The sequence below is a fragment of the Pseudomonas sp. zfem004 genome (genome assembly GCF_032621715.1).
Classification (GTDB): domain Bacteria; phylum Pseudomonadota; class Gammaproteobacteria; order Pseudomonadales; family Pseudomonadaceae; genus Aquipseudomonas; species Aquipseudomonas sichuanensis.
Genome location: NZ_JAVYJF010000013.1, coordinates 99741 through 121212, shown reverse-complemented (window position 1 = coordinate 121212; position 21472 = coordinate 99741). Strand labels below are relative to the sequence as shown.

General features: G+C 65.4%; 19 protein-coding genes and 1 pseudogene. 10 read left to right on the top strand and 10 right to left on the bottom strand.

All coding sequences use genetic code 11. The annotated features are described in order from the left end of the window. Position 1: 1 nt before the first annotated feature. The 10 genes from RTH46_RS15725 to RTH46_RS15680 all read right to left on the bottom strand — a co-directional run bounded on the left by RTH46_RS15725 (position 2) and on the right by RTH46_RS15680 (position 10304). Positions 2-1204 carry a benzoate/H(+) symporter BenE family transporter gene (locus tag RTH46_RS15725; RefSeq protein ID WP_153787814.1) on the bottom strand — a complete coding sequence of 401 codons (1203 nt, stop codon included), beginning with the start codon at positions 1202-1204 and terminating at the stop codon, positions 2-4. 89 nt (positions 1205-1293) lie between these two features. Then, positions 1294-2220, bottom strand: coding sequence for a catechol 1,2-dioxygenase (gene catA / locus RTH46_RS15720; RefSeq protein WP_153787813.1), 927 nt, complete (start codon positions 2218-2220; stop codon positions 1294-1296). 33 nt (positions 2221-2253) lie between these two features. Continuing rightward, complete coding sequence (catC, locus tag RTH46_RS15715; protein WP_110994971.1) at positions 2254-2544, bottom strand: muconolactone Delta-isomerase; 291 nt, start codon at positions 2542-2544, stop codon at positions 2254-2256. A 132-nt stretch (positions 2545-2676) separates the two neighbouring features. After that, complete coding sequence (locus RTH46_RS15710) at positions 2677-3801, bottom strand: muconate cycloisomerase family protein (RefSeq protein WP_316906059.1); 1125 nt, start codon at positions 3799-3801, stop codon at positions 2677-2679. Between the two features lie 29 nt (positions 3802-3830). After that, complete coding sequence (locus tag RTH46_RS15705; RefSeq protein WP_316906058.1) at positions 3831-5168, bottom strand: aromatic acid/H+ symport family MFS transporter; 1338 nt, start codon at positions 5166-5168, stop codon at positions 3831-3833. A 56-nt stretch (positions 5169-5224) separates the two neighbouring features. Continuing rightward, positions 5225-5986, bottom strand: a complete 762-nt coding sequence (locus RTH46_RS15700; RefSeq protein ID WP_153787810.1) for a 1,6-dihydroxycyclohexa-2,4-diene-1-carboxylate dehydrogenase — start codon at positions 5984-5986, stop codon at positions 5225-5227. 179 nt (positions 5987-6165) lie between these two features. Beyond that, complete coding sequence (benC, locus tag RTH46_RS15695) at positions 6166-7176, bottom strand: benzoate 1,2-dioxygenase electron transfer component BenC (protein WP_316906057.1); 1011 nt, start codon at positions 7174-7176, stop codon at positions 6166-6168. 68 nt (positions 7177-7244) lie between these two features. Beyond that, positions 7245-7730, bottom strand: a complete 486-nt coding sequence (gene benB, locus RTH46_RS15690) for a benzoate 1,2-dioxygenase small subunit (RefSeq protein ID WP_153787809.1) — start codon at positions 7728-7730, stop codon at positions 7245-7247. After that, positions 7727-9085 carry a benzoate 1,2-dioxygenase large subunit gene (gene benA / locus RTH46_RS15685; RefSeq protein WP_316906056.1) on the bottom strand — a complete coding sequence of 453 codons (1359 nt, stop codon included), beginning with the start codon at positions 9083-9085 and terminating at the stop codon, positions 7727-7729. Before benA ends, benB begins: the two co-directional genes overlap by 4 nt. 253 nt (positions 9086-9338) lie before the next feature. Beyond that, on the bottom strand, positions 9339-10304 hold the full coding sequence (locus RTH46_RS15680) for an RHS repeat-associated core domain-containing protein (RefSeq protein WP_316906055.1): 966 nt from the start codon (positions 10302-10304) through the stop codon (positions 9339-9341). 564 nt (positions 10305-10868) lie between these two features. Between RTH46_RS15680 and RTH46_RS15675 the strand changes: the two genes are divergently transcribed. The 10 genes and pseudogenes from RTH46_RS15675 (at position 10869) to hbdH (ending at position 21445) form a co-directional block, all read left to right on the top strand. Continuing rightward, positions 10869-11108, top strand: a complete 240-nt coding sequence (locus tag RTH46_RS15675) for a hypothetical protein (RefSeq protein ID WP_316906054.1) — start codon at positions 10869-10871, stop codon at positions 11106-11108. Continuing rightward, positions 11105-11350, top strand: a pseudogene (locus RTH46_RS15670) (DUF3077 domain-containing protein); the annotation flags it as partial. The gene RTH46_RS15675 and the pseudogene RTH46_RS15670, both read left to right, overlap by 4 nt. 694 nt (positions 11351-12044) lie before the next feature. Continuing rightward, on the top strand, positions 12045-13106 hold the full coding sequence (locus tag RTH46_RS15665) for a 3-deoxy-7-phosphoheptulonate synthase (RefSeq protein ID WP_110994962.1): 1062 nt from the start codon (positions 12045-12047) through the stop codon (positions 13104-13106). Positions 13107-13189: 83 nt separating this feature from the next. Beyond that, positions 13190-13471 (top strand): peptidylprolyl isomerase, encoded by a 282-nt coding sequence (locus RTH46_RS15660; protein ID WP_003258780.1) that lies wholly within the window; start codon positions 13190-13192, stop codon positions 13469-13471. A gap of 127 nt (positions 13472-13598) precedes the next feature. Further along, complete coding sequence (locus RTH46_RS15655; protein ID WP_316906093.1) at positions 13599-15431, top strand: extracellular solute-binding protein; 1833 nt, start codon at positions 13599-13601, stop codon at positions 15429-15431. After that, positions 15428-16486 carry a microcin C ABC transporter permease YejB gene (locus RTH46_RS15650; RefSeq protein WP_316906053.1) on the top strand — a complete coding sequence of 353 codons (1059 nt, stop codon included), beginning with the start codon at positions 15428-15430 and terminating at the stop codon, positions 16484-16486. The genes RTH46_RS15655 and RTH46_RS15650 overlap by 4 nt, the downstream gene beginning before the upstream one ends. Continuing rightward, positions 16486-17502 (top strand): ABC transporter permease, encoded by a 1017-nt coding sequence (locus RTH46_RS15645; RefSeq protein WP_153788563.1) that lies wholly within the window; start codon positions 16486-16488, stop codon positions 17500-17502. Before RTH46_RS15650 ends, RTH46_RS15645 begins: the two co-directional genes overlap by 1 nt. 132 nt (positions 17503-17634) lie before the next feature. Further along, the gene (locus tag RTH46_RS15640; protein WP_316906052.1) at positions 17635-19020 is read left to right on the top strand and encodes a sigma-54 interaction domain-containing protein; all 1386 of its coding nucleotides are present in this window, start codon (positions 17635-17637) and stop codon (positions 19018-19020) included. Positions 19021-19272: 252 nt separating this feature from the next. Continuing rightward, positions 19273-20664 (top strand): GntP family permease, encoded by a 1392-nt coding sequence (locus tag RTH46_RS15635; RefSeq protein WP_110994958.1) that lies wholly within the window; start codon positions 19273-19275, stop codon positions 20662-20664. Positions 20665-20674: 10 nt separating this feature from the next. Beyond that, positions 20675-21445 carry a 3-hydroxybutyrate dehydrogenase gene (gene hbdH / locus RTH46_RS15630; RefSeq protein ID WP_110994957.1) on the top strand — a complete coding sequence of 257 codons (771 nt, stop codon included), beginning with the start codon at positions 20675-20677 and terminating at the stop codon, positions 21443-21445. The last annotated feature ends 27 nt before the right edge of the window (positions 21446-21472 follow it).

Below are 21472 nucleotides of genomic sequence, written 5' to 3'. Positions count from 1 at the left end.
CTCAGGTCTCCTGTTCAGCAGTGGCGGCGCGCAGCCGTGGCCGGCGCAGGCTGACCAGCGCGTGGGCGAGCAGGCCGAACAGCAGCCCCCAGAACGCCGCTGACAGCCCAAGGAAAGTCACGCCTGAAGCGGTGACCAGGAAGGTGAACAGCCCGGCATCGCGCTCGCCGGGCTCGGTCAGGCTGCGCGCCAGGGCCTCGCTGATCGCGCCGTACAGGGCCAGGCCCGCAAGCACGGCGATCAAGGCGGCGGGGAACGCGGCGAACAGCGACAGCAAGGTGGCCCCGGCAATGCCCAGCAGCAGGTACAGCGCACTGCCCGCGACCGCTGCCACGTAGCGTCTACATGGGTCTTCATGGGCCTCGCGGCCAGTGCAAAGGCTGGCGGTGACCGCCGCCAGGTTCAGCCCGTGGCAACCGAACGGTGCCAACAGCAGGCCGCCCAGGGCACTGGCGCTGATCAGCGGGCTGGCCTCTGTGCGGTAGCCGGCATTGCGCAGCACCGCCATGCCCGGCATGAACTGCCCGGTCAGCGCCACCAGCACCAGCGGCAACGCCAGGCTGAAGGTCGCGGCCAGGCTGAATTGCGGCGTGGTCCATTGCGGCGTGGCCAGGGCCAGCACCAGTTCGCTGCCGCGAAACTCGCCACTGGCCACGGTCACCAGGGCGCCCACGGTCAATACCGCCGCCACCGCATAGCGCGGCTGCACCCGGCGCATCAGCACGTAGGTGACGAACATCGCCAGCACCAACAGCGGCTGCACCGGCAAGGCGCGGAACACCTCGATGCCGAAGCTGAACAGGATCCCGGCCTGCATGCCGGCGGCGATGGAACCGGGCAGCCGGGCGATCAGACGGTCAAAAGCGCCACTGATGCCGATCAGCAGCAGCACCGCATTGGCCACGAGGTAGGCGCCGATCGCCTGCGCGAGGCCAAGGTGCGGCAAGGCGGTGACCAGCAGCGCCGAGCCCGGTATCGACCAGGCGATCACCACCGGCACCCGGTAGCGCAGGCTCAGCAAGCCCCCCAGCAAAGCGCTGCCCATGGACACCGCCCACACCCAGGAGGACAACTGGCCGTGGGACAGGCCGGCGGCTTCGGCGGCGTGGAAGATGATCACCAAGGGGCCGGCGTAGGAAATCAGCGTGGCGATGCAGCCGGCCACGACGGCGGACAGGGAGCAATCCTTGAACAGGGTTTTCATGGGATTTCTCGCGGGGATCAGGTGGTGATCTATCGCGGGGCAAGCCCGCTCCCACGGCGTGGGAGCGGGCTTGCCCCGCGATTGCTGGCTCAGGCCTCTTGCAACGCCCGCGGCCGCCCGCTGCGCTGTTCGGCGTCGCTGTCATGCGCCTTCTGCAATTGGAAATCGAACTGCATCTCGGCATAGCGCCCCGTCACGCCCCGCGCCCCGTCCTCGCGGAAGGTGATCTCCCCCACCAAGCCATCCCGGGTGGCATAGGCGAAGTCGTCCCACAGGTACTTGTCGCCAGCCAGGTTGATCTGCGTGGTCAGATGCCGGTGCCCCGGCGCCGAGATGAAGAAATGGATGTGCGCCGGGCGCTGGCCGTGGCGGCCGAGCAGGTCCAGGCACTCCTGGGTCGGCCCCTGGGGGTCGCAGCCATAGCCGGACGGCACGATGGAGCGCGCACGGTAGCGGCCCTCGGCGTCGGTGACGATGCGCCGGCGCAGGTTGTACTCGGACTGGCTCTGGTCGAAGAACGAGTAGGTGCCGCGGGTGTTGGCATGCCACAGGTCCACCGTGGCCCCGGCCAACGGCTGGCCATCGGGGCCGCGCACCTGGCCTTCGAGGTACATCACCGTGGCCACGCCCTCCTCGCTGCCATCGTCCATGCGCACCACGGCCTGGGCCAGCGGTGCACCAGCCACGTACAGCGGGCCTTCGATGGTGCGCGGGGTGCCGCCGGTCAGGCCCAGCTCGGCATCCTTGGCGTCCTGCAGCAGGTCGAGGAAGTGCTCGATGCCAAGCCCGGCCACCAGCAGCCCGGCTTCGCCGCGACCACCCAGGCGGTTGAGGTAGTCGACGGCGAGCCAGAACTCGTCCTCGCTGACCTCCAGGTCCTCGATCAGCCGCGCGGTGTCCTGCAACACGCGCTGGACGATGCGCTTGAGGCGCGGGCTGCCTTCGTCGTTGCCAAAGCCTGCGGCTTGTTCGAAGAATTTCTGCACATCAGGGGTGTGGGCGATCTTCACGGTCATGATCTGGTACCTCGAATTGTTCTTGTGGGGATTTCAGCGGTCGTCGCTGTGGACCGACGAGGGATGGCGGCACAGGCCGGCGACCTCGATGTCCATGTAGGGGAACAGCGGCAGCTGCATCAGGGTGTCGTGCAGCGCCTCGACGCTGGGCACGTCGAACACGCTGTAGTTGGCGTAGTGCCCGGCGATGCGCCACAGGTGGCGCCAGGTGCCGTCGCGCTGCAGGCGCTGGGCCAGCTGCTTTTCGTCGGCCTTGAGTTGCGCGGCCTTGGCCGGGTCCATGTCGACCGGCAGTTTTACGGTCATCTTTACGTGGAACAGCATGGTGTTCTCCTTACGTCAGTCGTTGCTTCTGTGGGAGCGGGCTTGCCCCGCGAACACGGGCGAAGCCCGTGCCATCTAGCGCGGTGCCTGCTTCGCGGGGCAAGCCCGCTCCCACAGGGATTAAGTGCTGCTTCAGCTACGGCGGGCGAAGCGCGCAAGCTGCGCCTCGTCCAGGGTCAGGCCCAGGCCGGGGGTGCTTGGCACGTGCAACTGGAAGTCGCGGTACACCGGCGGCTCGTTGACGATCTCTTCGGTCAGCAGCAGCGGCCCGAACAACTCGGTGCCCCAGGTCAGCTGGCGAAGGGTCAGGAAGGCATGGGCCGAGGCCAGGGTGCCCACGCTGCCTTCGAGCATGGTCCCGCCATACAGGGCGATACCGGCCGCTTCGGCGATCTGCGCGGTGCGCAGCACGGCGCGCGGGCCGCCGTTCTTGGCGATTTTCAGGGCGAAGATGCTGGCCGCACCGTCGGCGGCCAGGCTGAAGGCGTCCTCGACGCTTTCGATGGACTCGTCGGCCATGATCGGCGCCGGGCTGCGCTGGTTCAGGCGGACCTGCCCGCCACGGTTGATGCGCGAGATCGGCTGCTCGATCAGGTCGATGCCGTTGTCGCCCAGCACCTGGCAGGCGCGGATGGCCTGAGATTCGTCCCAGTACTGGTTGACGTCGACGCGTACGCTGGCGCGCTCGCCCAGCTCGCGCTTGATCGCCACCACGTGTTTGAGGTCCTGCGCCACAGGGTTGGCGCCGATCTTCAGCTTGAATACCCGGTGCCGGCGGATCTCCAGCATGTGCTCAGCCTCGGCGATATCGCGGGCGGTGTCGCCGCTGGCCAGGGTCCAGGCCACTTCCAGGCTGTCGCGCACGCGGCCACCGAGCAGCTCGCTGACCGGCAGGCCCAGGCGCTTGCCCTGGGCGTCGAGCAAGGCGCTCTCGATGCCGGACTTGGCGAAGGTGTTGCCCTTGGCCAGCTTGTCGAGCTTGAGCATGGCGGCGTTGATGTTGTCGGCGGCCATGCCGACCAGCGCCGGCGCCAGGTAGGCGTCGATATTGGCCTTGATGCCTTCCGGGCTTTCGTAGCCGTAGGCCAGGCCACCGATGGTGGTGGCTTCGCCGATGCCTTCCACGCCGTCGCTGCAGCGCAGGCGCAGGATCACCAGGGTCTGCTGCTGCAGGGTGTGCATGGCCAGCTTGTGCGGGCGGATGGTCGGCAGGTCGACGATGATCGCCTCCAGCCGGTCGATGGTCGGGCTTGTCATGCCAAGGCTCCAGTTCAGTCAGTGAAGGGTCAGGCCGTCGCCGCCAGGGCCTGGCGCCGGCCACTGGCCAGGTGCACGGCCATGGCCAGCGCGGCGATTGCGCCGGGGATGGCGAAGGCGATGAAATTCAGTTGCAGCGGCAGGTTGATGCCCATCAGCGCGCCACCGAGCAGCGGGCCGACGATGGCGCCATTGCGGCCGATGCCGGAGGCCCAGCCCAGGCCGGTGGAACGCACCGACAGGCCGTACAGCTGGGCGGCGCCGGCGTACAGCAGGATCTGCGTGCCGATGGTGGTGGCGCCGGCGATGAAGATCAGCAGGTACAGCACCGGCATGGGGCTGTTGACCCCCAGCAGGCTGATCGACAGCGCGGCGGCGATGAAGAACGCCACCTTGACCTTGACCAGGTTGTAGCGGTCGCCCAGCCAGCCACCGAGGATCGCCCCGGCCATGCCGCCGAAGTTCAGCACCAGCAGGAACGACAGGCTCGAACCCAGGCTGTAGCCGGCGTTGGCCATGAGTTTCGGCAGCCACGAGCTCAGTGCGTAGACCATCAGCAGGCAGCAGAAGAACGCCAGCCACAGGGCCAGGGTGCGGATGGCCAGGCCGTTCTGGAACAGTTTGAGGACCGAGGTGAGCGTGCTGGCCTTATCGCGGGGCAAGCCCGCTCCCACGACCAGAGTGTCTTCGAGGGTGACGTCGCAATTCGGATCAAGGCGTTTGAGCAAAGTGCGGGCTTCGTCCATTCGGCCTTGGCGCACCAGGAAGCCGATGGACTCGGGCAGGTAATAGAGGATCACCGGCAGCAACAGCAGCGGCACGGCGGCGGCGAAGAACATCGATTCCCAGCCGAAACGCGGAAGCAGGAAGATACCGACCCCGGCCGAGAGCATGCCGCCCAGCGAGTAGCCGCTGAACATGATCGCCACCAGGGTGCTGCGCAGGCGCTTGGGCGCGTATTCGTTCATCAACGCTACTGCGTTGGGCATCAGCCCGCCGCAGCCCAGCCCGGCGAAGAAGCGGTAGATGCCAAATTCGCTGGGGCTGCTGGCGAAGCCGTTGAGGATGGTGGCCCCGGAGAACAGCGCGAAACAGATGGCAATACCCTTCTTGCGCCCGATACGGTCGGCCAGGCTGCCGAACACCAAGGCGCCGAACATCATGCCGAACAGCGCGTAGCTGCCCAGGGCACCGGCCTGCAGCGGGGTCAGGCCCCACTCTTTCATGATGGTCGGCAGGACCACGCCGTAGATGAACAGGTCGTAGCCGTCGAAGATCAGCAGCAGGCCACACCAGGCCATGACCATCCAGTGGAAGGGGCTGAAGCGGGCGTTGTCGATGATCGGGTGCACGTCGAGTGTTCGCATGGCATCTGTCTCTTTTGTTTTTGTTGTGTGAAGAGAAAACCTTGCCGGGGCGGCCGTCAGCCGAGGTCGCCACCGCCCACCGGCAGGGTTACGCCGGTGATGTACGAGGCCTCGTCGGAGGCCAGGAAGAGGATGGCGCCGACCTGTTCGTCGAGGCTGCCGTAGCGCTTCATCAGGCTGCTTGCGACGGTCTGGTCGACGATCTGCTGGTACCAGCCTTTCTCCTGCGCGCTCTGCTCGGCCTGGTTGCGCGGGATACGCCGGGGCGGTGCCTCGGTGCCGCCGGGGGCGGTGGCGTTGACGCGGATACCGCGCTCGGCGGTTTCGAAGGCCAGGCACGCGGTGAGCGCGTTGACGCCACCCTTGGCCGCGCCGTAGGGCACGCGGTTGACGCCACGGGTGGCGATGGACGAGACGTTGACGATGGCGCCGCTGCCGCGCTCGAGCATGTAGGGCAAGGCGGCGTGGCAGCACCACAGGGTGGGGAACAGCGAGCGGCGCACTTCGGCCTCGATCTGCTGCACGTCGTAGTGTTCGAAGGGCTTGGCCCAGATGGTGCCGCCGACGTTGTTGATGAGGATGTCGAGGCGGCCGAAGGTTTCCACGGCGCGGGCCATGACCTTGGCGCAGTCGTCGTGTTGCTCGAGGTCGGCGGTGAGGGTCAGCATGCCCTCGCCGGCCAGCTCGTGGACCAGCTCGGAGCGGTCCACCGCCACCACCTGCGCGCCTTCGGCCTTGAGCCGCCAGCACACGGCGCGGCCGATGCCTTGGGCGGCGCCGGTGACCAGGGCGACTTTGTTGTGGAATCGGTTGTTCATGTCGATCTCCTTGTGGGAGCTGGCTTGCCAGCGATGAGGCCGGAACAGCCAGCCAAAATTGCTGGGCGAGGGCTTCGCCCTCGATCGCTGGCAAGCCAGCTCCCACATCGGCTCTGCCCGCCATCGCAATAAAAAGAGGCCACCCTCACCCGCACGATGCAGGCAGCCCCGTAAAAGCCTCAGGCTGCCGCGGCGAACTTCTCGTAGTAGAAGTTGGCCGGGGTAATGCCCTGTTCGCGGATGTACTGGCTGACCGCCTCGACCATCGGCGGCGGGCCGCACAGGTACACATCCACATCGCCTTCGTTGAGGTGGCGCGGCTCGATGTGCTGGGTCACGTAGCCCTTCTGCGGGTACTGGCTGTCGGGGTTGGCCACGCAGGCGCTGTAGGTGAAGTTGGGGATGCGCGCGGCCAGGGCCTGCAGGCGATCCAGCTCGACCAGGTCGAAGTCGTTGGTCACGCCGTAGATCAGGTGCAGGGGGTGCTCGCTGCCCTGCTCGGCGATCTTCTCCAGCATCGCGGTGAATGGCGCGAGGCCCGTACCGCCGGCCAGCAGCAGCAAGGGACGCTGGATCGGCCGCAGGTAGAAACTGCCCAGCGGGCCGGCCAGGCTCATGCTGTCGCCAGCCTTGGCCAGCTGGGTGAGGAAGCTGCTCATCAGCCCGCCCGGTACGTTGCGGATCAGGAAGCTGACTTCGCCGTCCCTGGGCAGCGAGCTGAACGAATAGGCGCGGCTCTGCTCGCTGCCCGGCACCTTGAGGTTGACGTACTGCCCGGGCAGGAACGCCAGGCGGCTCAGTGCCTCGCCCTTGATCGACAAGGCGATGGTGCTGGCCGACAGCTGGCGCACATCGCTGATGGCCGCCTCGAAGCTGGCCTGTTCGGTCTTGCACAGCTGCGACGAGGCCGGGATGCGCACCACGCAGTCGCTTTCGGCGCGCATCTGGCAGGTGAGCACGTAGCCCTGGGCGATTTCCTCCTCGCTCAGGGCGTCCTCGATGAAGTTGTCGCCCAGGTCGTAACGGCCCGATTCGGCCTTGCATTTACAGGTGCCGCAGGCGCCGTCGCGGCAATCCAGCGGGATGTTGATGCCCTGACGGTAGGCGGCATCGGCCACGGTTTCAGTGCCGTCGGCCTCGATGAAACGGGTGACCCCGTCTTCGAAATTCAGTGCGATCTGGTAGCTCATGGTGCACCTCACGGGCGAGCCTGGCCGCGGCGCGCCGTGGGGCACACCGACAGGCTCTGCCGGGTGGATCAGATGTGGTAGATGTCGATGACCTGACGGACGTAGTCGTTCTTCAGCACCACCTTCTTGTGCCTGATCAGCGGCTGCTCGCCGCGCAGGTCGAGGGTGTAGAAGCTGGTGCCGAAGTAGCTGTCGGTGGTCTTGTAGCGAAAGCTCAGGGTGTGCCAGTTGAAGCGCACCTGGCAGCTGCCCTCGGCCTGCGCGACGATCTCGATGTTGCTGATGTTGTGCGAGGTGCGGGTGTCCGGCACGGTGGCGCTGGAGCGCTCGGTCTTGATGCGGAATACCCGGTCCTCGAGGCCGCCACGGTTGCCGTACCAGATCAGCGAGATCTCGCTCTGCGGGTCCTCGGTCAGGGTGTCGTCATCGTCCCAGGACGGCATCCAGAAGGTCGCATCGCTGCTGTACAGCTCCAGCCACTGGTCCCACTGGGCATCGTCCAGGTAGCGCGCTTCGCGGTAGAGGAAGTCGCGCACGGTGTCATGCAGGCTCATTGCACGGCCTCCACGGGGATCAGTTGCTGTTCGTCTTTCAACGCCTGGATCATGGTGTCCTGCCAGTACTTGTGTTGCAGCACGAACAAGCCTTCGTCCTCGGTGCGCACGCCCGACAGCAGCGGTTGGAGTTCGATCTCCTTGGCCGCCTCGTCGGCACCTTCGACCCAGTGCTGCGCGCCGCGGGACATGTCGTTCCAGCCGGTGCCGCCGCCGTAGCCGGTCTGGCAGGAGCGGAACTCTTCCAGGTCATCCGGGGTGGCCATGCCACTGACGTTGAAGAAGTCCTCGTACTGGCGGATGCGCTTGGCCCGGGCATCGGCGCTCTCGCCCTTGGGCGCGATGCAGTAGATGGTGATCTCGGTCTTGTTCACCGAAATCGGCCGGGCGATGCGGATCTGCGAGCTGAACTGATCCATCAGGTACACGTTCGGGTACAGGCACAGGTTGCGCGAGTTCTCGATCATCCAGTCGGCGCGGGCCTGGCCGAAATCGGCGGCCAGCTGGTCACGGCGCTCGTAGGCCGGGCGATCCTCGGGGTTGGCCCAGCGGGTCCACAGCAGCAGGTGGCCGTGGTCGAAGGAGTAGAAGCCGCCACCCTGTTTGGCCCAGGCGCCGGCGCTCATGGTCTTGATCTCGTCGCCCGCTTCGCGCTGCTTGCGCTGGCTCTGGGTGGCGGCGTAATTCCAGTGCACGGAGCTGACGTGGTAGCCGTCGGCACCGTTTTCGGCGGTGAGCTTCCAGTTGCCTTCGTAGATGTACGAGCTGGCGCCGCGCAGCACTTCCAGGCCCTCGGGGGACTGGTCGACGATCATGTCGATGATCTTCGCCGACTCGCCCAGGTGCTCGACCAGGGGTTTCACGTCGGCGTTCAGGCTGCCGAACAGAAAGCCGCGGTACGACTCGAAACGCGCCACCTTGGTGAGGTCGTGGGAGCCGTCGCAGTTGAAGCTGTCGGGGTAGCCGGCGTTGCTCGGGTCCTTGACCTTGAGCAGCTTGCCGCTGTTGTTGAAAGTCCAGCCGTGGAACGGGCAGGTGTAGCTGGACCGGTTGCCGCGCTTGTGCCGGCAGAGCATGGCGCCGCGGTGGCTGCAGGCATTGAGGAAGGCGTTGAGCACCCCGTCCTTGTTGCGCGCGATGAAGATCGGCTGGCGCCCCATGGTCAGGGTGAGGAAGTCGTTGTTTGCGGGGATCTGGCTTTCGTGGGCCAGGTAGATCCAGTTGCCCTCGAAGATGTGCTTCATCTCCAGGTCGAACAGGCGCGGGTCGGTGAACATTTCACGCTTGCAACGATAGACGCCCTTCTCCCGGTCATCTTCGAGCATGGCATTGAGGTAGTCGAATCCCAGGGACATGGCCAGGGCCTCCATTGTTATTGTTCAGGCCGGGTCAGGTTATGCCCTGGGTGGGGGCGCAGATATCCAGATCGTGCAGAGTGCTATCCGAATTGTGCAGGCAGGGTTTCGTGTCGTCTGTACTGGCCCTTTCGCGGGTAAACCCGCTCCCACAGGGATTGAGCCGATTGCAAGGCCGGCGCCGTCCTGTGGGAGCGTGTTTACCCGCGAAAAGGCTTGAAAGCGTGCACTGGACTCCAGATTGCGCAGAGTGTTATCCATCGGTGCGGGTGTTTTGGTTCTCCACATTGAGCGGCCATTTTTCAGTGGGCGACTTATTGGCGTCGGCTGGCAGCACGGACTTGATGGCACGCTCCAGGCCCACTGTTTTTTTGAACAACACCGTGAAATTTGGATTTCGCGAGCGAGTCGCATAATCCCGGGTCAGACTGACAGCCACCCCCTCGACAAAAACATGCTCTTTGAAAGACGCCACTCCAGCCTGACTGATGTTTTCGACTGTCGTACCAATTCCCTCTCCGAGATAGGCCAGCCCTCCCTCATAGCTTTGCTCATACTGATTTTTTTTAGCCACAGCTTGATTGTGCCTCTGCACCCGAGCGGAGAGAAGCCGGTTCGCATCGTGTTGGGTCATGGTGGCTGAGGCAGGATCCGTATTGCTCGGAACCCTAGGTTGGGTCATGGGGGCAGAGCCAGGACCGGTCGTGCTCGGTACGCTAGGCTGCGTCACAGGGGCAGAAGACTTGGGTCTATTGCCAAATGGCACCTTGAACATATGCCCATCCGGATCGACCCTGTTAACGGGATCCCCCCCGCAATATCCATAGGCGTTGATCCCGCCGACGCCGAACGGGCTCAAGCTGTCAGGCGCCACGAACCGCATCAGTACCGGGCTGAACACGCGGTATCCGTCCCCCAGCAAATAGTGCCCGGTGACGGTTTCCTTGCGCTGCCCGTTGAAACGTAGCAATGACTTGCAGGAGTCAGCACCGACGTGCCCGTGGGCTGTATAGGCCATCTCGCAGGGGGCATCGCGCCCCAGCAACCGAAGTACCGAACCATGGTGATCGGCTGCGCCAAACTCGACGCGCCCCTCCCCATGCTGAGCCAGTGCCTGTCCGGCTGCACGAAACAACGCCGAGTAGCCCGTAACGCCCTGCTTGACTAAACAGAAGCCTTCCGGGGAGTAGAAAAACAACTGTTGGGCTGGCGCTGGCATGACAACCTCCTTCTCATCCGTGTCCGGGAGAAAGGTGAGCCACGGCCGACAGGTCCGCAACTGGCAGAATTGTCAGGTGGACAGGCACAAGCGGCGGTCATTCTGTCCAGCCGTCTGGGAGGTATTGGGGCAGGTGACGGTCGGCGCTCGACCTCAAGAGCGCTGCAAACCTTTCGCCTGGCACCTGGCCGCCCTCACGCAGTAGCCAGCCAGGCCCACCCAAGGCATACCACCAAACCCGTAAGACATTTCCGAACCTGCAACCAAATGCTTCAGCCCAGAAGGCTTGGGAACTATCCTACGCGCTTGCCGGAAGTTGCTGCGTTGTCGGGGAAATCCCTCAGGGCTAACTTCACCCGGTCGCCATATTTGGTGACCGGGGTGTGAGAATCCCGAAGCTTCAAGAAATTCGGCCTCTCTTTCATGGCAGCCGTGTGCGGGCAGACTTCGGTCTGACCGGGTTTCTTGTGCCCCGGATTCTCACCCCGTTCACGGCTGCCACCCTTCGCTTTGTGAGAATTGCCTGGGGTGGTGCCTCCCTGAGCCAGCACAAGAGATACACCTATGAAAAAGATCGTCCCCGACCCACCCCGTTTCTTCCCTTACCTGTCCATCTCTCCCGACCTCACCCCCGAAGCCGCCCGTACCGAAGCCACCTCATTGATGGGCTGCCTACGCGAAGTGCTCGATATGTATTTCAACACCAACAGCGAAGAACAGCGCCAGACCCTGCTGAACACCTGCATCTACCTCAACCAGCTGCTCTACCCCCTGATCCGCCACGAGACAGGAGCGCAGCCATGACCGAGCCCTCTACCCACGGGAGCACCACAGGCACCACCACCTGCCTGGAGCTGTTCCGCATCCAGCCCGAAATCCCCTTGCAGCACGCCTTCGACGAGTTGTCGGTACTGCTCGGCTGCATCCGCCACCTCACCCGCGAAGCCGAAATGGAAGGCGACCTGATCGCCGGTGGCACCGCCCGCATCCTCAGCGCCATGGCCAAGGCGCTGATCGATGACATGGAGAATGGCCTCATCGCGGGGCAAGCCCGCTCCCACGACGCAGATATCGTGGGAGCGGGCTTGCCCCGCGAAAGGCCCCGAAGACGTGCGCTGGATTCAACCGGCGAAGTCGTTGGACATCGCCACGCCAAGCGCCTGCTCCACCAACTCATATGTCAGCTTGCGCGTTAGTCAGCTTCATTGATTGAACCGATAGCATTTATCCATTGAACGCTACCGCCAAGGTGCAGTAAGCTCGGGCACATTCACTGGAGAGCAACATGCCGAAACATTCCTGCAACCACGCCAACCCCACCGGTCGCCCTGCGCACCGCGTGCTGGCCGTTGCCGGTCGTAACGCCGTTGCACCCTTTTATTTTGGTTATTGGTTTAGCTACTAGGCGCCGATAACCCACCCGGCGCCCACTTTCGAGGGGCCGCCGAACACGAGAATACTCAAACCCCCGGTCGGCTCCCCGACCGGGGGTTTTGTTTTTCCGGGCCATCACTTTCAACGCTTCATCTTGAGGACAGATTCATGAACTACGCCACTTACTACTACCCAAGCACCTATGCATGGCGATTTAGCCAATCCCGTTCGGGCCAGCCTGCCGCCTCCGTTCGGTCGATTTCCGGTGGCAATGCCGCACAACTACCCAATTTGACGACCAGTCGAACACCTCGATAGGGCCGACCGCGCGGGCCAGAACCCGCCGTCCGCCCAGGGAAAAACGCCATGCACGCCTCGAACCTCGCCCTGCCCCTGACCCAACCGCAAGCGGCCAACGCCACTGTCAGCAAGCGCCTGCCCAGCCCGCACCTGCTCAAGCAGCAGATGCCGCTGTCAACCGAACTCACCCAGCAAGTCCATGCCCATCGCCAGGCGATCCGCGCCATCCTTGAAGGCCGCGATGAACGCCTGCTGGTGATCGTCGGCCCATGCTCGATTCATGACCCGCGCTCGGCGCTGGAATACGCCGACCGCCTGGCGGCGCTCAACCATGAAGTCGGCGACAAGCTGCTGCTGGTGATGCGCGCCTACGTTGAAAAACCACGCACCACGGTGGGCTGGAAAGGCCTGGCCTACGATCCGCACCTGGACGGCAGCGACGACATGCACGCAGGCATCGCCCTGTCCCGTGGCTTGATGCTGAGCATGATCGAACGCGGCCTGCCGATCGCCACCGAGCTGCTGCAACCCATGGCCGCCGGCTACTTCGACGACTTGCTGGGCTGGGCCGCCATTGGCGCGCGCACCACCGAGTCGCAGATTCACCGTGAAATGGTCAGTGGCCTGGAGCTGCCGGTCGGCTTCAAGAACGGCACCGATGGCGGCATCGCCATTGCCTGCGACGCCATGCGCAGCGCCGCGCATCCGCACCGCCACTTCGGCATGGACGCCCAGGGCTACCCGGCGATCATCGAGAGCCTCGGCAACCCGGACACCCATCTGGTGCTGCGCGGTGGCCACAAGGGCCCGAACTACGATGCCCACAGCGTGGCCCAGGCGCGCCAGGGCCTGGCCAAGGCGGGCCTGGCGCCACGCATCATGGTCGATTGCAGCCATGCCAACAGTGGCAAGGACCCGATGCGTCAGCCTGCGGTGTTCGAAGATGTGCTGCAGCAACGCCTGGCCGGTGACCGTTCGCTGGTCGGGGTGATGATCGAGGGCCACCTGTTCGACGGTTGCCAGGCATTGGGCGCCGGTGCCCTGAAGTACGGCGTGTCCATCACCGACGGCTGCCTGGGCTGGAGCGCGACCGAGACCATGCTGCGCGAAGCGGCCAAACGTTTGTAGGAAACAGTCGGCAAGCCTTGCGAGACATGGCCTAGACAAGTGCGCTAGGCTTGCCCTTTTTCACCCCCTAGGAGCAGTCCCCCATGGCCCGAGCCACCGCCCGCCACATCCTCGTCAGCAGCGAAGAGAAGTGCAACGAACTCAAAGCACAGATCGAAGCCGGCGCTGACTTCGCCGAAATCGCCAAGGCCAATTCCACCTGCCCATCCAGCCGCCAGGGCGGTGACCTGGGCTCGTTCGGCCCAGGCCAGATGGTCAAGGAATTCGACACCGTGGTATTCAGCGCCCCGGTCAACACCGTGCAAGGCCCGGTCAAGACCCAGTTCGGCTACCACCTGCTGGAAGTGACCAGCCGCCAGGACTGATTACAGGTTGTTGCGCAGCCACCCTGTGGGAGCGGGCTTGCCCCGCGATGGCGTCGCCAGTGCCAATGCAGTCGGCCTGACGTCCGCCATCGCGGGGCAAGCCCGCTCCCACGCATTCACCAGGTGGCTGCGTTCGGGATGTGCCGCGCTGCTGCTGGCGCTGTCGGCGGTCGCCCAGGCCGCCCCCACCCACGCCCTCACCGTCTACGGTGAAGCCCCCCGCTACCCCGCCAGTTTCCAGCACTTCGCCTACGTCAACCCGGACGCCCCCAAAGGCGGCAGCCTGCGCCGTTCGGCCATCGAGATCGGCCAGTTCGACCACATCCTGCCGTTCATCGACAAGGGCATTGGCGTGAGCCAGGTCGAAGGCTGGCTGTACGCGCCGCTGGCCATTCGCGCCTTCGACGAGCCCTACACGGTCTATGGCCTGATCGCCCAGCGCCTGGAGCGCAGCCCCGACGACGCCTGGCTGCGCCTGTACCTCGACCCGCGCGCCACTTTCGCCGATGGCAAGCCGGTACGCGCCGAGGATGTGCGTTTCACCTTCGAGCTGCTGATGAGCAAGGGCAGCCTCAATTACCGCACCCGTTTCGCCGAAGTGGCCGGGGTGACGGTCGAAGGCCCTCGGCAGATACGCTTCGACTTCAAGCAGCCGCACGGCCGCACCCTGGCGCTGGACCTGGCGAGCCTGCCAGTGCTGCCCGAACACGACTGGCAGCAGCGCGACTTCGCCAATGGTGCGGGCTTCGACAAGCCCGTGGGCAGCGGCCCATACCGCATCAGCCGGATCGACAACGGCCGCAGCATCACCTTCGAGCGCAATGCCGACTGGTGGGCCAAAGACCTGCCGGTGGCCCGTGGGCTGTACAACTTCCAGCGCCTGCGCATCGAGTACTTCGGCGACACCGAGGTGGCGCGCCAGGTGCTCAAGGGTGGCGGCTACGACTACAACCGCGAGTTCTCCGCCACCGCCTTCACCCTCGGCTACAACGGCGCCCAGCTCGACGATGGCCGCCTGCAGCGTGCCCACCTGGGCCCGGCCAAGCCGCAGGTGGCCCAGGGCTTCGTGTTCAACCTGGCCAAGCCGCAGTTCCAGGACCGCCGGGTGCGCCAGGCCCTGGGCATGCTCTGGGACTTCGAGTGGAGCAACCGGCAGATGATGCGCAACATGTACATCCGCCAGCAGAGCCTGTTCTCCAACACCCCGCTGGCAGCCCGCGCGCTGCCGGACGCGGACGAACTCAAGCTGCTGGAACCGCTGCGTGGCCAGGTGCCCGACGAGGTGTTCAGCCAGGTGTTCAGCGCCCCGGTCACCGACGGCACGGGGATCATCCGCGCGCAGCAGTTGCAGGCCCTGGCCCTGCTCCAGGCCGCCGGCTGGCGCCCCGAGGGCGATCGCCTGGTCAACGCCCAGGGCGAGCCGCTGAGCTTCACCTTCCTCAACGGTCAGTCGGGCATGGAGCGCCTGCTGCTGCCGTGGAAGCGCAACCTGGCGCAGATCGGCATCGAGCTGAACATCCGCAACGTCGATGCCGCGCAGTACGTCAACCGCCTGATGGCCCGCGACTACGACATGGTCGTCACCGGCTACCCGGTGACCCTGTCGCCGGGCAGCGAGCTGTACAACTACTTCGGCTCCGCCGCAGCCAACGACCCGGGCTCGAACAACCTGATGGTGCTCAAGGACCCGGCGGTGGACCACCTGCTCGACGGGCTGGTGCGCGCCAGCAGCCAGCCCGACATGCTGCGCCATGCCCATGCCCTGGACCGAGTGCTGCAATGGAACTACTACTGGATCCCCAACTACTACCCGCCGGGTAGCTCGACGGTGTGGTGGAACCGCTTCGGCCTGCCCAAGGTGCAGGCCACCTATGACGAAGGCCTGGACGCCTGGTGGGAGGTCAGCCCGACGGCGCTGACTACCGAACAGATGGCCGAACGGCTCGGGAAACAGCCATGACCAGCTACATCCTGCGCCGCCTGCTGCTGATCATCCCCACCTTGCTGGCGATCCTGCTGGTCAACTTCGCCATCGTCCAGGCCGCCCCTGGTGGCCCGGTGGAACAGGCCGTCGCGCGGCTGCAAGGCATCGGCGGCGGCGCCCCCGGCGCGCGGGCCGAGGCGGTGCACAGCGAATCCCGCGCCACCCGTGGCCTGGACCCCAAGTTGATCGAGGAGATCAAGCGCCAGTACGGTTTCGACAAGTCCGCCCCCGAACGGCTGTGGCTGATGCTCGGCCAGTACGCCCGGCTGGACTTCGGCCAGAGCTTCTTCCGCGGCGCCAAGGTCACCGACCTGATCCTCGAAAAACTGCCAGTGACGCTGTCACTGGGCTTCTGGGCCACGCTGATCACCTACCTGGTGTCGATCCCGCTGGGCATCCGCAAGGCGGTGCGCCATGGCAGCCGCTTCGATGCCTGGAGCAGCGCGCTGATCGTGGTCGGCTATGCCCTGCCCTCGTTCCTGTTCGCCCTGCTGCTGATCGTGCTGTTTGCCGGTGGCACCTCGCTCAACTGGTTCCCGGTGCGCGGGCTGGTGTCGGATGACTTCGACCAGCTCAGCCTGCTGGGCAAGCTGGCCGATTACTTCTGGCACCTGGTGCTGCCGGTCGGCGCGCTGGTGATCGGGGGGTTCGCCACCTTGACCCTGCTGACCAAGAACGCCTTCCTCGACGAGATTTCCCGGCAGTACGTGGTCACTGCCCGGGCCAAGGGCCTGAGCGAGCGCCGAGTGCTGTACGGCCATGTGCTACGCAACGCCATGCTGCTGGTGGTGGCCGGGTTGCCGCAGGCGCTGATCACGGTGTTCTTCGCAGGCTCCCTGCTGATCGAGGTGATCTTCTCTCTCGATGGCCTGGGCCGCATGAGCTATGAGGCGGCGGTGTCGCGGGACTACCCGGTGGTGTTCGGCACGCTGTTCATCTTCACCCTGGCCGGGCTGCTGATCCGCCTGATCGGCGACCTCTGCTACACGGCGCTCGACCCGCGCATCGACTTCGACGCGAGGGGCCGCTGATGCTCTCGCCCATCGCTCGACGCCGCCTGCAGCGCTTTCGCGCCAACCGCCTTGGCTGGGCCTCGCTGTGGCTGTTCGCCGGCCTGTTGATACTCAGCCTCGGCGCGGAGCTGGTGGCCAACGACAAGCCACTGCTGCTGTCGTACAAAGGCCAGCTGTATACCCCCGCGCTCAAGCGCTACACCGAGCAGGAGTTCGGCGGCCAGTTGCCGTTCCAGCCCGACTATCGCAGCCAGTACGTGCGCCAACTGATCGAGGGCCAGGGCGGCTGGATGCTGTTCGCGCCCATCCCGTTCAGCGCCGACACCCCCAACTACGACCTGCAGGTACCCACCCCCAGCCCGCCCAGCGCAGTCAACTGGCTGGGCACCGATGACCAGGGGCGCGACGTACTGGCCCGGGTGCTGTACGGCACGCGGGTATCGCTGCTGTTCGCCTTTGCCCTGACCGTGCTCAGCGTGCTGATCGGCGTCACCGCCGGCGCCTTGCAGGGTTATCACGGCGGCTGGGTCGACCTGCTCGGGCAACGCCTGCTGGAAGTGTGGTCGGGGTTGCCGGTGCTGTACCTGCTGATCATCCTCTCGGGCTTCGTCGAGCCGGACTTCTGGTGGCTGCTGGGGATCATGGCGCTGTTTTCGTGGCTGGCGCTGGTCGATGTGGTGCGCGCCGAGTTCCTGCGCGGACGCAACCTGGAGTACGTCAAGGCGGCCCGCGCGCTGGGGTTGCCGGACAGCCAGGTGATGCTGCGGCATATCCTGCCCAACGCCATGAACGCCACGCTGACTTACGTGCCGTTCATGCTCACCGGGGCGATCACTACCCTTACGGCGCTGGACTTTCTCGGCTTCGGCATGCCTGCGGGCAGTGCGTCACTGGGTGAGCTGGTGACCCAGGGCAAGCAGCACCTGGAGGCGCCGTGGCTGGGCTTTACCGCGTTCTTTGCCCTGGCGCTGATCCTGTCGTTGCTGGTGTTCATCGGTGATGCGCTGCGTGAAGCGTTCGATCCACGGCGTTAGATTTGCCTGTACCGGCCCTATCGCGGGGCAAGCCCGCTCCCACAGGGATAGCGCCAGGTATTTAAGATGCTCCCACGTGGGAGCGGGCTTGCCCCGCGATAGGGCCTTCTGATTCAAGCGGATACTGCAAACATGCACGACAACCTCAAGGATTACCCCCAGGTCCGCCAGCTGGCAATCCGCTCGCTGTTCGAGATCATCGAGCAATCCAGCGAAGGCACGGTGATCGTCGACCGCCAGGCGCGCATCGTCTGGATGAACGAGCGCTACGCCCGGCGCTTCGGCCTGGCCGACGCCGCCAACGCCATCGGCCAGCCCTGCGAGGCGGTGATCCCCGGCAGCCTGATGCGCGAGGTGGTGAGCAACGGCAAGCCGATCCTGCTGGACATGCTCGACACCCCCAACGAGCCGCTGGTGGTGATGCGCCTGCCGATCCACGACGACCAAGGCGCGCTGATCGGTGCCATCGGCTTTGCCCTGTTCGACGAGTTGCGCAGCCTGTCCCCCTTGCTCAAGCGCTACTCGAGCATGCAGCAGGAGCTGGCCAGCACCCGCTCGCAACTGCGCGCGCGCCAGGCGCGCTATAGCTTCGCCCAGTTCGTCGGCAGCAGCGCCGCCTGCCTTGAGGCCAAGCGCCGCGGCCGACGCGGCGCGGCCAGCGACTCGCCGGTGCTGCTGCTGGGCGAAACCGGCACTGGCAAAGAGCTGCTGGCCCACGCCATCCACGCCGCCTCGGCGCGGGCGCACAAAGCGTTTGTCAGCATCAACAGCGCGGCCATCCCCGAGACCCTGCTGGAGGCCGAATTCTTCGGCACCGCACCCGGCGCCTTCACCGGCGCCGAGCGCAAGGGCCGCAGTGGCAAGCTGCAACTGGCCGAAGGCGGCACGCTGTTCCTCGACGAAATCGGCGACATGCCACTGGCGCTGCAGAGCAAGTTGCTGCGGGTACTGCAAGAGAAGGAATACGAGCCGGTGGGCTCCAACCAGATGCTGCGCAGCGATGTGCGCATCATCGCCGCCACTTCCATCGACCTGCACGCGGCCATGGCGCGTGGCGCCTTCCGTGCCGACCTGTACTACCGGCTGAACGTGCTGCCGATCCAGGTACCGCCGTTGCGCGAGCGGCTGGAGGACCTACCGGCGCTGTGCGAGGCGATCCTGGCCGAGCTGGGCAGCCAGTACGAGCTGGAGCCCGAGGCCCAGGCGCTGCTGGGGCGCCATGGCTGGCCGGGGAACATTCGTGAATTGCGCAACGTGCTGGAGCGCGCGACCTTGCTGGCGGACCAGCCGCGTTTGAATGTGGCGGACTTGATCAGTGCGTTGGGGCCGTTGAGCCCTGTGGCAACGGCCTCGCCAGCGCTGGACTATCGTCAGGCGTGCGCGCAGTTCGAGCGCGGGTTGATTGTCGATGCCCTGGCGCGCAGTGGCGGGAATGTGCCGGAGGCGGCGCGGGCGTTGGGGTTGGGGCGATCGACCTTGTACAAGAAGATGGTGGCGCTGGGGATAGAGTCTCAATAGAGAGACCAAGATCTCAAAATGGGGAATGTGGGAGCGGGCTTGCCCCGCGAGGGCGTCGGCCGCATAAAATCGAGTATTTCCTGTGAAGGCCATCGCGGGGCAAGCCCGCTCCCACGCAGCTGTGTCTCAAGATTGAGACTGTGAATTCAACGATTTGAATTTTCCACCTATAAATCAATGACTTAGCAACCTGGCACGATTCCCGCTATCTGCATTTCCAACCATAAAAACAACAGTTGGAGATCCCCCACGATGACCGTGCTCATCGCCCTCGCTGCCCTGGCCCTGCTGATGCTGGCCGCCTATCGCGGTTACAGCGTGATCCTGTTCGCGCCCATCGCCGCCCTTGGCGCCGTGCTGCTCACCGACCCCGCCGCCGTGGCCCCCGCCTTCACCGGGGTGTTCATGGAGAAAATGGTCGGCTTCATCAAGCTGTATTTCCCGGTGTTCCTGCTGGGCGCGGTGTTCGGCAAGCTGATCGAGCTGTCGGGCTTCTCGCGCTCGATCGTCGCCGCCGCCATCCGCCTGCTCGGCACACGCCAGGCGATGCTGGTGATCGTGCTGGTCTGCGCCCTGCTCACCTACGGCGGCGTGTCGCTGTTCGTGGTGGTGTTCGCGGTGTACCCGTTCGCCGCCGAGATGTTCCGGCAAAGCGACATCCCCAAGCGCCTGATCCCGGCAACCATTGCCCTGGGTGCGTTTTCGTTCACCATGGACGCCCTGCCCGGCACCCCGCAGATCCAGAACATCATCCCCAGCACCTTCTTCAACACCACCGCCTGGGCCGCGCCATGGCTGGGCCTGATCGGCACGCTATTCGTGTTCAGCGCCGGCATGCTCTACCTGCAACGCCAGCGCAACAAGGCCCAGCGCAAGGGTGAAGGCTACGGGAGCAACCTGCGCAACGAACCGGAGACCGCCGACGACATCACCCTGCCCAACCCGTGGCTGGCGTTGTCGCCGTTGCTGCTGGTGGGGGTGATGAACCTGCTGTTCACCCACTGGATCCCACAGTGGTACGGCGCCAGCCATACCCTGCAACTACCGGGCATGGCCGCACCGGTGCAAAGCGACGTGGCCAAGCTCACGGCGATCTGGGCAGTGCAGGCGGCCTTGCTGGTGGGCATCCTGATGGTACTGGTGTGCGCCTTCGGCAGCATTCGCCAGCGCCTGGCCGAAGGCACCAAAAGCGCGGTCGGCGGTGCCCTGCTGGCGGCGATGAACACCGCCTCGGAATACGGTTTTGGCGCGGTGATCGCTTCGCTACCGGGCTTTCTGGTGCTGGCCGATGCCCTGCGCGGCATCCCCAACCCGCTGGTCAACGAAGCCATCACCGTGACCCTGCTGGCCGGCATCACCGGCTCTGCGTCGGGTGGCATGAGCATCGCCCTGGCGGCCATGAGCGACAGCTTCATCGCCGCCGCCAACGCCGCCAATATCCCGCTGGAAGTGCTGCACCGGGTGGCCGCCATGGCCAGCGGCGGCATGGACACCCTGCCGCACAACGGCGCGGTGATCACCCTGCTGGCGGTGACCGGGCTGACCCACCGCGAGGCGTACAAGGACATTTTCGGTATTACCCTGATCAAGACACTGGCCGTGTTCGTGGTCATCGCCACGTTCTACGCCACCGGCATCGTCTAAGGAGAACTGCATGACGCTCAAAGGCAAGACCGCACTGGTCACCGGCTCCACCAGCGGTATCGGACTGGGCATCGCCCAGGTGCTGGCAGAGGCCGGCGCGAATATCCTGCTCAACGGCTTTGGCGACCCGGCAGCGGCCATCGCGCAAATCAAACAGCACGGGGTGAAGGTTGCACACCACCCGGCCGACCTGTCCGATGTGGCGCAGATCGAGCAGATGTTCGCCATGGCCGAGCGCGAGTTCGGTGCGCTCGATATCCTGGTCAACAACGCCGGCATCCAGCACGTGGCGCCGGTGGAGCAGTTCCCGGTCGAGGCCTGGGACAAGATCATCGCGCTCAACCTGTCGGCGGTGTTCCATGGCAGCCGCCTGGCGCTGCCGGGCATGCGCGCGCGGGGTTGGGGGCGGATCATCAACATCGCCTCGGTGCACGGCCTGGTGGGCTCCACCGGCAAGGCTGCCTATGTGGCCGCCAAGCACGGCGTGGTCGGGCTGACCAAGGTGATCGGTCTGGAAACCGCCACCAGCAACGTCACCTGCAATGCCATCTGCCCCGGCTGGGTGCTGACCCCGCTGGTACAGAAACAGATCGACGACCGTGCCGCCAACGGCGGTGATCCACAGCAGGCGCAGCACGATCTGTTGGCCGAGAAACAGCCTTCGCTGGCCTTCGTCACACCCCGTCACCTCGGTGAGCTGGTATTGTTCCTGTGCAGCGAGGCCGGCAGCCAGGTTCGCGGCGCCGCCTGGAACGTCGATGGTGGCTGGCTCGCCCAGTGAGGGCGGGCGTTGAGCCTGGCACGGTCT